Here is an 11,943-nt window from a genome sequence, read left to right as displayed (position 1 = left end):
ATCACACTTATGTTGCGATCGTGCATATTTATTATTCTATATATAACATTCATTAAAACATTATGAAAACGAATCTTATCACTCGAAATGGCTTCGATAAGTTGCAACAAGAACTGAATCATTTATGGCGTGTTGAGCGCCGAGAAACTGTTGAAAAGGTCTCCTGGGCTGCGAGCCTTGGTGACCGCAGTGAGAATGCAGATTACAAATACAATAAGCAAAAGCTGCGCCGCATCGATAGCCGGATTCGTTATTTGAGTAAGCGCCTTGATCAGCTCAAGGTGGTCGATTATTCACCTCAACAAGATGGACAAGTATTTTTTGGTGCATTTGTTGAGATAGAAGACGAGCAAGGTACAATCCGTCGTTTTCAGATTGTTGGGCCTGATGAGATTTATGACTCGAAAGACGTAGTCTCGATCGATGCGCCGATGGCAAGAGCACTTTTAAAGAAGCATGTCGATGATGAAGTCATCGTTGTGACCCCGAAAGGCGAGCAATGTTGGTTCATTAATAAAATACAGTATCACGCCTTTAGCGAAACGGATTGCAGTAACGCAAAGCCGAGCCAATAGAGGCCAGTTGGATTTAGAAGTAGAGTAACTTATGGAAAGAATTAGTCAGCAAATCGCGCAGGAACTCAGCGTACAAGAAAAGCAAATAACAGCAGTTATCAAATTGCTCGACGAGGGTGCCACCATCCCATTCATTGCGCGTTATCGTAAGGAGCTCACCGGCGGCCTTGATGACACGCAACTGAGACAAGCGCATCAACGCCTGAATTATTTAACAGAATTAGAAGAACGTCGCGGCGTTATCTTGCGTTCAGTCGAGGAGCAAGGAAAGCTCAGCGACGATTTAGCCGCCAAAATTAATGCGGCAGATACAAAGACCGAGCTCGAGGACCTCTACCTACCTTATAAACCCAAACGTCGCACCAAAGGTCAGATTGCGATTGAAGCAGGGCTTGAACCCTTAGCCGACCAGCTTTGGCACAATCCAGACTTAACACCTGACGAAACCGCTAACGCGTACCTCAATACAGAGCACAAAATTAATGAGCCAAAAGATGCATTGGATGGCGCTCGAGCTATCCTAATGGAACGGTTCTCGGAACAGGCTGAGTTGCTAAAACAGCTAAGAAACCACTTATGGACACATGCTCACTTACGCGCTCAAGTAGTCAAAGGCAAAGAAACAGAAGGTAGCAAGTTCCGCGATTATTTTGACTTTGCTGAAGCATTTAACCGTATACCATCGCACCGCGCGCTCGCTCTTTTTCGCGGTCGAAACGAAGGCGTCTTACAGTTGTCGTTGGATCCAGCACCTTCACTAGAAACACAGAAAGATGCTGAAGTTGAACGGATGATTGCTGAGTTTGTCGGGTTTTCCGATCAACGTCGACCTGCTGATGCTTGGCGTGCCCAAGTTGTACAGTGGACGTGGAAAGTAAAACTATCGCTCCATCTAGAAACCGAACTCATGGCTCGGGTACGTGAGCAAGCCGAGAGCGCAGCAATTCAAGTTTTTGCAAATAACTTGGCTGATTTGCTCATGGCCGCGCCAGCGGGTGCCAAGCGCACGATGGGTCTCGACCCGGGCGTTCGCACCGGGGTGAAGGTCGCGGTTATCGATGAAACGGGTAAGGTTCTGGATACTAATACTGTTTTTCCGTTTCAACCGCAGAACCAAAAAGACAAGGCAATGCGCACCTTAGCCGGACTCTGTAAACAGCATAAAGTGGAATTGATTAGTATCGGTAATGGTACCCACTCACGCGAGACCGATAGCTTGGTTGCCGAGATGCTGAAAGCGAATGCCGATGTTAAAGCGACCAAGGTCATGGTCAACGAAGCAGGTGCTTCTGTCTATTCGGCATCGGAACTCGCTGCGCAAGAGTTTCCGAACATGGATGTTGCTTTACGTGGTGCAGTATCAATTGCGCGCCGCCTGCAGGATCCGCTGGCTGAGCTCGTTAAAATTGAACCGAAATCGATCGGCGTGGGGCAGTACCAACACGATGTTAGCCAAGCACAGCTAGCTCAAAGTCTCGATGCCGTCGTTGAGGATTGCGTAAACGCTGTCGGCGTTGACGTTAATCGAGCTTCAGCAGCGCTCCTGCAACGTGTGGCAGGACTATCCAAAACACTTGCGAAGAATATCGTTGAGTACCGTGATACACATGGCGCTTTTTCTACTCGTAAAACCTTAATGGATGTTCCGCGCATGGGACCTAAAGCGTTTGAACAGAGCGCCGGATTCATGCGCATCAATGAAGGTCAGCACCCACTCGATGCGTCGGCTGTTCACCCAGAGTCTTATCACATTGTTGAGTCGATGGCTGACAAAGCAGGCATTGCCGTTGAGCAGCTCATTGGTAACAAAACAGCGATTGACCAACTCGATTTAAATGCTTTTGTCACCGAGACGGTCGGCTTACCCACGCTGCGAGACATCGTTCGCGAACTTGAAAAGCCCGGGCGTGACCCTCGCCCTGAATTCAAAACCGCACAGTTTAAAGAAGGTGTAGAGAAAGTCGCTGATCTTGAGCCCGGCATGCTGCTAGAAGGGGTCGTCACCAATGTTGCCAATTTCGGTGCATTTGTGGATATCGGTGTACACCAAGATGGTCTTGTTCACATTTCTGCGCTCGCCGATACCTTCGTCAGTGATCCTCGTGAGGTTGTGAAGGCAGGTGATATCGTAAAGGTACGTGTTGTTGAGGTTGATATCGATAGAAAACGTATCGGTCTCAGCATGCGCAAAAATGATGATGCAGCACCTGCGAAGAAAACTCATAAGCAGGGCAAGTCTCCGGCGACGGCTAACGCCAAAAAGAAACCTGTAGATAAAGCATCATCTGCGATGGGTAGCGCATTTGCAGATGCCTTCGCTAAAGCGAAAAAAGATTAAGCAGACACCCTAAAGCCCGGGTCGGCACTCGGGCTCACCGCTTTGCTATAGCGTGCGCCCACTACAGTGCTAGCGGATTCTTTAGGTTGTTCATCGACTGAAGATGATTCTTTATCGGCTGCAAAGCTAGGCTGTGCTTGCTGGCTCTGCTCAGGGTTGAGTTGCTGCTGTGCTAATTCGGCACGAGCTGCCGATGCTTTTTGGGTTGCCTCAGAGGCAATAGAACGGTCAGCACTTGAAGGTTCAGCCGGTGCCAGTGCAGCTCGCTTAACAATCGCCATCTTATCAATTGTGGCCTGCGGGTCACCCTCCACCACACTGACATCAATTTGCACTTCCCCCGCTACGGCATACGATTTACCGTCACTGCCGCGTTCATATTCATAACTCGGCGCCCCAGCATAGCGCCCACCTGCAGCCGCATGCGCTTGTTCGTGCACACGCACTTCTTGGTCGCGCTGTTTTAACTCCTGCAACTCTTGCGCTGCTTGAGCTTCCTCGCGATTGGATGGCTTTGAAGGGCGTTCTTCTGCTTTGCCTGACTTATCATCGGCTTTCGATTGCGACGTCTGCTCACCCTCGACTGACTCGGGTTGCTTTACTGCAGGACGCTCTTGATTATCACCTGCTAGCTGTTCACTAGCAGGTGCTGTAATCGGGGGATAAGGAGGTAACGCAGGTGAGATATTCAAAGATAATCACACCTTGGTATCAATTAAAGTACCCAGTACTTCGTCAGCTGTTTCGACGCTTCGCGTGTTCGCTTCAAATACTTGTTCGCCTTGCGCTAGAGAAACCAGCGAATCAGTTGCAGTGTTAGCTGGAACACTGTTCAGCGTCTCGCTCGCAGTTTCCGAGCCGTTCACAGAATCTGTGTCAGCTTGCTGCCAACGGGCATTACTATCCTGAGGATTAGCGAGTTCTGCACTGGCTTCAGTCACTTGCTGACTTGCTCGTTGCATACCCTGCAAACCAGCAGATAACGCATTATTAATATCCATGAGCACTCCTCAATTCAATTAAGTATGTGCTCATTATTGTTGATTTTTTATTCAGATTCAAGCGTAACGCTTAATCTCGGTCAGCAATGAACGCCAATGCCGTTGTTGCTCCTCAAGATTTTCCTTGAGTTCATCGATGCGTTCTTGCAAACCGTCGAAATGAACCTGCTCTTTCAACTGCTTAGCCTTAGCATCTAACAGCTTCTTACGTGTTTGATAATACTCACGCAAACAGGTTGCCATCTGCTGATAGTGTTCGTGCGCGCTATCGATTAACACCTGCGGTGCTGACTTCGCCTTTCTTGACACACGCGTTAATTGCATGGTCAATTTAGCACGCTCAATTTGGTAACCCGATGTGCGCTTCAAGTCGCTTGTCAGTCCAAGATACGATAGACCACGGATCAGCCATTTTGTTGGATCAAATTGATACCAACGGATACCATTTCGATAATCCGCCGAAAAGATATGGTGGTAGTTGTGATAGCCCTCGCCAAAGGTCAAAAAAGCGAGCACACCATTATCCCGCGCTGTGTTCTTATCGGTATAAGGTTGCGAGCCCCAAATATGGGCCAGCGAATTAATAAAGAATGTGGTGTGGTGATTGAGTACAAGACGCAACACCCCTACAACCAACAAGCCACCTAATACGTCACCGATCATCCAGCCAAATAACAATGGCCAACCAAAGTTAGTCAGCAAGGTAAGCAATAAATAGTGCTTGTGTTGCCACATGACAATCGGGTCTTCTTGTAAATCTTTTACGTTGTTGTAGTCGCTATAACGACTGGCTTGATACTCACGCAGCATCCAACCGATATGCGAATACCAAAAACCTCGTTTCGCTGAATAAGGGTCTTTGTCGTTATCGTCTACATGAGTATGGTGCACACGATGGTCACTTGACCAGTGCAGCACACTATTTTGTAACGCAACGGCACCGCCAATTGCGAACAGGAAACGCACAATAGGGTGCGCTTTATAAGCCTTGTGGGACCATAACCGGTGATAGCCGGCGGTGATTGAAATACCCGCGAAGCAGGCTGTTCCCAACAATGCCCACCAAAGACTGGAATCAATGCCATGTACATAGGCATAAACAGGTACACCTATCGCCGCAATGGCGAAGGTAATTGCGAACACCCAAACATTCAACCAGATGATTGGGGGTTTTGCATTAATCGAATTCATTCGTAACTCACATTTAGTTAATTCTTACCACGCCAGGTAGTTAAAACTGATAATCTTTAAAGATCAGCTAACACCTGTACGCTGAATTCTACTTCTTTAATAAAAAAACTCAAGCAATGATTGTCTTTTAAGCTATGTTATTATTCTATTTACGACATGAAGCACAGTTTTGGACACGATTTTGGAAAAAGCCCAAACGCTCGGTGTACGAGCACAACAAAAAGAAAAAACCAGACGCGCTTTGATCAACGCCGCGATGAATCAGTTGAGCGCGGAAACCGGCTTTTCAAGCCTGAGTCTTCGTGAGGTCGCTCGTGAAGCAGGTATCGCCCCCACCTCCTTTTATCGCCACTTTCGTAATATGGATGAGCTCGGACTCACCCTGGTCGACGAGTGTGGTTTGACGCTTCGACAACTGCTTCGACAAGCACGCCAACGCATTGATAAAGGTGGCTCAATTATTCGTGTTTCAATCGAGACCTTCATGCAATTTGTGGCTGATAATACCGCTATTTTTAGATTGTTATTACAAGAGCGCACAGGTCGCTCTCGCGAGTTCCGTAAGGCGGTTGAACGCGAACTCGAGCATTTTAAGGCTGAACTCATTGAATATTTACGTGACGAGCAAGGTTTCAGCGCTCGGCTCGCTGACTTGCAGTCTGATGCAATCGTAAAAATTGTGTTCAGCGCAGGTGCCGATTGCTTCGACGTCGATGACACCCAACGGCTTCAGATCGCAGAACAAACAATACAACAAGTGCGTCTTGTCGCTCGCGGTGCAGAGGCCACTCGACGTGCTAAAGTAGAATAAATTACAACAACCTTAAATGGAGAACACCATGATAGCGAGAACGCTCGGAGCTGTCAGTTTGTTGGGCTTGGCCGTAACAGGACAAGCGCGCGACATGACATTAATGGAGACGGTTACGGCCCAATCGGTTGTCGATGTTAACCTATCCCCTAACGGTCAATTCACGGCTATTACCAAGTACTACCCCGCACGCCCTTATACCGACAAGGACGACAGTGGTAAAACCGAATTAGTTATTCGAACCAGTGATGGTAAGGAAACGGTTTATTTAAGCAAGGATGAATCTTTTTCTGACGTCGAGTTCGGCCCTAACAGCGAATATATTTACTTTACCGCTAAGCGTGACGGCGATGATTACAGCGAACTCTATCGCATTCCACTCGCCGGTGGTGGCGTCCAATCAGTTTACGAATTCGATGGCTCAATCACAGCGTACGATTTAAGTTCAGATGGTCAGTCATTAATTTTTCTCTCAACGGGTAGCAGCGACAAAGACGCCAAAAAAGAGGCTGAGTACGGTTTCAAAGCAGAAGTCTACGAAGAGGATCTTACCTACCGTCATTTATACCAAGTCGACTTGAGCCAAGCCGATGCAGAGGCTCAACAAATGACTCCTGATGATGTTCAGGTCATCTCTGCTCAATGGAGTCCAAATGACGAGCAACTACTGGTACGCACCGCTCCAACGCCGTTAGTCGACGATCTCTACATGAGCAGCCAATATCAAATCATGTCTATAACTGGTGAGACTGTTGCGAGTATTGCTACTGAAGGAAAGCTGGGCAAAGCCGAATTTTCACCAAACGGTCAGTATGTTGCATTGATCAGTGCCGCTGATTATAACGATCCATCAGCCAGCGTACTCAAGGTATACAATACCCAAGACGCTACTATCCGTCGTGTACTACCCGATTACCAAGGTTCAATCCAAGACTTTACCTGGCGTACTGAGCAGGAGTTAGTTTGGTTAGGTCACCGGGGCACCGAATCAGAAGTCAAAGCGTTAACCCTGCAGTTCCTGGAGAATCGCGACTTGATTGACGCGGGTGAAGCGATCTTTACCGGTTTAGACGGTGCTGCTGGCGTGGATAAGATTGTCTTACGAGGCAACCGCCCTGCCCATCCTAATGAAGCATTTGAGTTTACCTCGCGTGGTTTAAACCGTTTAACCTTTTCTAATCCATGGTTAGAAGAAGTGACGATGCCTAAGCAGGAAACGATCACTTATAAAGCGCGCGATGGTCTTGAACTCGAAGGAATCCTTGTTTATCCAACTGACTATCAAGAAGGTGAAAAATACCCTTTGATTATGGTTATTCATGGAGGTCCTGAGTCACATTACTCTAATGGCTGGTTAGATCGTTACTCATCGCCAGTGAAACATGCGGCAGCGCAAGGTTACGCGTTATTCTTCCCTAATTACCGTGGTAGCACAGGCCGTGGTGTGGAGTTCTCTAAACTTAGCCAAAATGACTACGCGGGTAAAGAATTTGACGATATTGTTGATGGCAAACAGCATCTGGTCGATATGGGTCTAGCTGATGAAGCTCGCGTTGGGATCACGGGTGGTTCTTATGGTGGTTACGCGTCAGCTTGGGGTGCGACCGCTCAAACTGAACATTTTGCCGCAAGCGTGATGTTTGTTGGTATCAGCGATAACCTTTCAAAGTTTGGTACGACCGATATTGCCAAAGAAATGAACGCCGTACACGCTCGCAGCTATCCTTGGGATAAATGGCAATGGTACCTCGAGCGTTCACCTATCTATCATGCGGAAAAAGCGCGCACGCCTATCCTTATTATGCACGGCAAGGAAGACACCCGTGTGCATCCATCGCAATCCATGGAGCTTTATCGTTACCTTAAGACGCACGGTAATGTACCCGTCCGCTTGGTGTTGTACCCAGGCGAAGGACATGGTAACCGTCATATGGCAGCACAACTCGATTACAGCATCCGATTGATGCGCTGGATGAACTCATTCTTAGTCGAACAAGCAGAAGACAAACCGCCTTTTGCTATCGACCACATTGAGCAAATTAAGTAAGTCTTGAGTATCATAAAAAACGCCGCATTTTGCGGCGTTTTTTAGTTTAAGCATTAGCCTCGTATGGCATTCCAAATATCTTTCCAACTGGGCTCTTTACCATAGAATTGTATTCCCATAGCAAACAAACGAGCCGCAACGTTCCGCATCCAGATAAGACTGACCACTAACAACGCTAAACTGAGGCCTATTTGCCACCAAGCGACGTCGGTTTGTGCCAAGCGCGCTGGCATCATCATGAATGATGAAACGGGTAAAATACTCATAATTTGTGCGAGCGTACCGTCCGGACTATCGACAACGCTGAAGCAAAGAAATATAGGCAACAACGGGATGAGCATAAACGAGCTACGTGATGAATGATTCGGGTCGTCAATCGTGGCCGAGAAACCTGCCAGCATTGCATTAATCATCAGTAAGCCGAGCATGACAAACACAAACGATGCAATCACAACAAAGGGATCAAAGGTAAAACTTATTGAACCATCGCTACTAAAGCTCGCAGCGAGTAATGCGATAGCGCCAAAGAATAAGCCGATGAATACCATCGCCTTCAAACTGTGTAAGGTGATGCCAACAATCTTCCCATCCATCCACTCGCGTGGGGAAATAATCGTTAGTAGCTGCTCAGTCACTCGCTGCTGTTTCTCCGCCGTAATCGACATCATCATCAAGCCAAAACCGGTAAATACGCCAACGGAGATACCAATACCTAAAAACATTCCCAGCTCGCTACTTCCTTCGTCATCAGTTACCGACTCATCAACATCGACTTTAGCAATATCAAGCGTTACTTCGGGTTTAGAGTCGAGAACTGCACGCTGCTCATCGGTAAGCGCTAATCCAGCAACGCGTAACGTTTGTAAGTAACTTTGTAGTAAGTCGGTTAAATCGCTTTGCCAATCGTCACGTTTATGCACGCGCAGTGTCGCTGTATTATCTGGGTGGACAATCACCACGACGTCGAGCGTCTCTGGTAGCTGCGACTTCCACTTCTCAATTTCCATCGAGCCTGCGTCACGCAAAGTGATATCTTTAGGGGCTTCATAGTCGCCGGGGTTAGCGCGTTGCTCGAAATAAATTGCGCCATTATATTGCTCTTCGAATACGGCACTAATCGCTCCCCACCCCGTACTTACAGCCATGATGACAACCAGTAGGCCGATAGAGATAAGCTCTTGCTTCCATTTGAAAAAGCGACGGAACTCCCACCACGCGATTTTCGATACTTTGCTACTAAGCAGGCTCATGCTGAACATCCTTTGATTTGTTATTGTTTTGCTCAATGGTGTTGAGATACAACTCATGCAATCCAAGTTGTAGCGGCGAGAAGCTGCGCATGGGTACATGTTGATTAAGATCTGGCCATAAATGCTGGACATCGACGTAAGGGTCAACTGTCACATGTGCCAAATCGGTATCTATCACAGACACATCAACGATAGCCTCATGTTGGGCCCATTGACGTTGAGCGACTTCAGCATCACATTCGATACGATAAACTCGCTGAGGTTGCAGTTTTGCACGTATTTCAGCCAATGTACCTTGTGCTAACGCACGCCCATGAGACATCAACAACATCTTATCGGCGAGACGTTCCACCAATGCCATTTGATGAGCGCTCAGTAGTACTGTCTTACCCCGTTGCTTCAAGTCGGTTAAAACGTTCATCACATGCTCTTGGTTAACCGGATCGAGACCTGAGAATGGCTCATCTAAAATCACCAAATCGGGATCGTGAATCAGTGTCGCAATTAACTGCACCTTTTGCTGATTACCTTTGGAAAGCTGTCGCATGGGCTCCTTTTTCCGATCAGTGAGATCAAAATACGCTAACCATTGGTCAATGCGCTGCTGCGCTAGCGACTTTTCTAGACCACGTAATTCAGCAATAAAGCCTAGGTTATCCAGTATCGTCCGATCTTGATATAAGCCTCGATCTTCAGGTAAATAGGCGAAGTCCTCAGGACTGAGTTGAGGACGGGGACCGCTGGCATCGGAAATTTCAATACTGCCCTCGTCAGCTTGGGTTAAACCCACCAGCATACGCACTAAAGATGATTTACCTGCGCCGTTGGGTCCTAGCAATGCGTATATTTCGCCTGAGTTGACCGTGAGCGATATATTATCAACCGCGGTGACGGTCTTATAACGCTTAGTTAAGTTTGTTATTTGTATATTCATGATTCTCGCAGCGTTTAGATAAATGTAAAAAATACGTAATTTAGAATTGAGTATATCTTACAGAGCAAAAAAAACCCGCAACAGCCGTTGCGGGTTTTTATTTTGTTTCAATTTGTAAGCTGCGATTTATTTAAACGCTGGGTCCTGCAGCTACTAACGCTTTACCGTTTTCAGTATCAGTGAACTTCTCAAAGTTCGCTACAAAACGCTGCGCGAGGTCTTTCGCTTTCAAGTTCCAGTCCTCTACGTCCTCGTATGTATTACGCGGATCAAGAATAGCGCTATCTTCAACGCCCGCCAATGCAGTCGGCATTGCCAAGTTGAAGTATGGCAACTGATGGAATTCAGCATCTTCAATCGAACCATCAAGAATGGCATCAATGATTGCGCGCGTTGCCTTAATGGAAATTCGCTTACCGGTTCCGTTCCAGCCGGTGTTAACTAAATACGCTTCAGCCCCGGCAGCTTCCATACGCTTCACTAGTACTTCAGCATACTGAGTCGGGTGCAACGTCAAGAAAGCCGCACCAAAACAGCTTGAGAAGGTTGGCGTGGGTTCAGTGACGCCACGTTCAGTGCCCGCTAATTTAGCTGTAAAGCCAGACAAGAAGTGGTACTGCGCCTGCTCTTTAGTTAACTTTGATACAGGAGGTAATACACCAAACGCATCTGCAGTTAGGAAAATAACCTTCTTCGCATGCCCCGCTTTTGACACTGGCTTAACGATATTATCGATGTGATAAATCGGATACGAAACGCGGGTATTCTCAGTTTTGCTATTGTCATCAAAATCAACGCTGCCATCTTCGCGCACGGTGACGTTTTCTAATAGCGCATCACGACGAATGGCATTATAAATATCAGGCTCCGCTTCTTTAGACAGGTTGATAGTTTTCGCATAACAACCGCCTTCAAAGTTAAATACGCCATCGTCGTCCCAACCGTGCTCATCATCACCGATAAGTGCTCGCTTTGGATCCGTCGACAATGTTGTTTTACCGGTTCCCGATAAACCGAAGAACACCGCAACATCACCGTCTTTACCCACGTTAGCTGAGCAGTGCATCGATGCCATGCCTTGTAACGGCAAGAAGTAGTTCATCATCGAGAACATACCTTTTTTCATCTCACCGCCGTACCATGTACCGCCAATCAACTGGATTTTTTCGGTCAGGTTAAACGCCACGAAGTTTTCTGAGTTAAGACCTTGCTCTTGCCAATCTGGGTTGATGCATTTTGCTCCGTTCATCACCACAAAGTCAGGCTCAAAGTTTTCTAACTCTTCCCCTGATGGACGAATAAACATGTTTTTCACGAAATGCGCTTGCCAAGCCACCTCGGTGATGAAGCGCACCGCTAGGCGCGTATCTTCATTAGCACCACAATACGTATCAACGACAAACAAGCGTTTGTTCGATAGCTGATTGGTCACCAACCCTTTTAAGTGTGTCCAGGTTTCTTGCGACATCGCTTTGTTGTCATTCTTACCCTGATCCGCCCACCAAACAGTGTCACGTGTTGTGTCGTCTTTAACGATGTATTTATCTTTTGGTGAACGACCGGTAAAGATACCAGTATCTACTGCAACGGCACCGAGCTTGGTCACGGTTCCTTTTTCAAAACCATGCAGGTCGTTGCGAGTTTCTTCCTCAAATAGAACATCATAAGAGGGGTTATGAACAACTTCTTGGACATCATTGATGCCGTAGCGGCTCAGATCCAAATTTGGCATGACAAGGGCTCCTGAGATACGGTCTTGCATTAAACGAACGTTATTTCTTGCGGCACTCGCGTAA

10 protein-coding genes are annotated in these 11,943 nt (G+C 47.2%); 4 read left to right on the top strand and 6 right to left on the bottom strand.

All coding sequences use genetic code 11. The annotated features are described in order from the left end of the window. Positions 1-62: 62 nt before the first annotated feature. Both greB and BFR57_RS05235 read left to right on the top strand, forming a co-directional pair. On the top strand, positions 63-575 hold the full coding sequence (greB, locus tag BFR57_RS05240; protein WP_071462982.1) for a transcription elongation factor GreB: 513 nt from the start codon (positions 63-65) through the stop codon (positions 573-575). Between the two features lie 31 nt (positions 576-606). Beyond that, on the top strand, positions 607-2,913 hold the full coding sequence (locus BFR57_RS05235; protein WP_071462981.1) for a Tex family protein: 2,307 nt from the start codon (positions 607-609) through the stop codon (positions 2,911-2,913). Here BFR57_RS05235 and BFR57_RS05230 read toward each other — a convergent pair. Genes BFR57_RS05230 through BFR57_RS05220 form a run of 3 tightly spaced genes read right to left on the bottom strand, consistent with a single transcriptional unit; the run spans position 2,910 to position 5,105 of the window. Continuing rightward, positions 2,910-3,605 (bottom strand): putative metalloprotease CJM1_0395 family protein, encoded by a 696-nt coding sequence (locus tag BFR57_RS05230; protein ID WP_071462980.1) that lies wholly within the window; start codon positions 3,603-3,605, stop codon positions 2,910-2,912. The genes BFR57_RS05235 and BFR57_RS05230 overlap by 4 nt on opposite strands. A gap of 6 nt (positions 3,606-3,611) precedes the next feature. Then, entirely contained in the window at positions 3,612-3,914 is a 303-nt protein-coding gene (locus tag BFR57_RS05225; RefSeq protein WP_071462979.1) for a hypothetical protein, read from the bottom strand. Between the two features lie 57 nt (positions 3,915-3,971). After that, the gene (locus BFR57_RS05220; RefSeq protein WP_071462978.1) at positions 3,972-5,105 is read right to left on the bottom strand and encodes a fatty acid desaturase; all 1,134 of its coding nucleotides are present in this window, start codon (positions 5,103-5,105) and stop codon (positions 3,972-3,974) included. Positions 5,106-5,286: 181 nt separating this feature from the next. Between BFR57_RS05220 and fabR the strand changes: the two genes are divergently transcribed. Together fabR and BFR57_RS05210 are read left to right on the top strand one after the other, a co-directional pair. Continuing rightward, on the top strand, positions 5,287-5,916 hold the full coding sequence (fabR, locus tag BFR57_RS05215) for an HTH-type transcriptional repressor FabR (RefSeq protein WP_290439324.1): 630 nt from the start codon (positions 5,287-5,289) through the stop codon (positions 5,914-5,916). A 28-nt stretch (positions 5,917-5,944) separates the two neighbouring features. Beyond that, positions 5,945-7,963: a S9 family peptidase gene (locus tag BFR57_RS05210; protein ID WP_083405044.1), complete on the top strand. Its 2,019-nt coding sequence runs from the start codon at positions 5,945-5,947 to the stop codon at positions 7,961-7,963. A gap of 53 nt (positions 7,964-8,016) precedes the next feature. Here BFR57_RS05210 and BFR57_RS05205 read toward each other — a convergent pair whose 3' ends face one another. The 3 genes from BFR57_RS05205 to pckA form a co-directional block, all read right to left on the bottom strand. Further along, the gene (locus tag BFR57_RS05205) at positions 8,017-9,213 is read right to left on the bottom strand and encodes an ABC transporter permease (RefSeq protein ID WP_071462976.1); all 1,197 of its coding nucleotides are present in this window, start codon (positions 9,211-9,213) and stop codon (positions 8,017-8,019) included. After that, positions 9,200-10,147, bottom strand: coding sequence for an ABC transporter ATP-binding protein (locus BFR57_RS05200; RefSeq protein WP_071462975.1), 948 nt, complete (start codon positions 10,145-10,147; stop codon positions 9,200-9,202). The genes BFR57_RS05205 and BFR57_RS05200 overlap by 14 nt, the downstream gene beginning before the upstream one ends. Before the next feature lie 130 nt (positions 10,148-10,277). After that, entirely contained in the window at positions 10,278-11,879 is a 1,602-nt protein-coding gene (pckA, locus tag BFR57_RS05195; RefSeq protein ID WP_071462974.1) for a phosphoenolpyruvate carboxykinase (ATP), read from the bottom strand. Positions 11,880-11,943: the final 64 nt, after the last annotated feature.

It is taken from the genome of Idiomarina sp. MD25a, from assembly GCF_001870515.1.
In the GTDB taxonomy this organism is placed as follows: Bacteria; Pseudomonadota; Gammaproteobacteria; order Enterobacterales; family Alteromonadaceae; genus Idiomarina.
This window is presented reverse-complemented; position numbering and strand designations above follow the sequence as displayed.

Coding starts and splice junctions, on each gene's coding strand:
- BFR57_RS05225 (WP_071462979.1), bottom strand. CDS start 3,914: ATGGATATTAATAATGCGTTATCTGCTGGTTTGCAGGGTATGCAACGA.
- BFR57_RS05210 (WP_083405044.1), top strand. CDS start 5,945: ATGATAGCGAGAACGCTCGGAGCTGTCAGTTTGTTGGGCTTGGCCGTA.
- pckA (WP_071462974.1), bottom strand. CDS start 11,879: ATGCCAAATTTGGATCTGAGCCGCTACGGCATCAATGATGTCCAAGAA.
- BFR57_RS05235 (WP_071462981.1), top strand. CDS start 607: ATGGAAAGAATTAGTCAGCAAATCGCGCAGGAACTCAGCGTACAAGAA.
- BFR57_RS05220 (WP_071462978.1), bottom strand. CDS start 5,105: ATGAATTCGATTAATGCAAAACCCCCAATCATCTGGTTGAATGTTTGG.
- BFR57_RS05205 (WP_071462976.1), bottom strand. CDS start 9,213: ATGAGCCTGCTTAGTAGCAAAGTATCGAAAATCGCGTGGTGGGAGTTC.
- greB (WP_071462982.1), top strand. CDS start 63: ATGAAAACGAATCTTATCACTCGAAATGGCTTCGATAAGTTGCAACAA.
- BFR57_RS05200 (WP_071462975.1), bottom strand. CDS start 10,147: ATGAATATACAAATAACAAACTTAACTAAGCGTTATAAGACCGTCACC.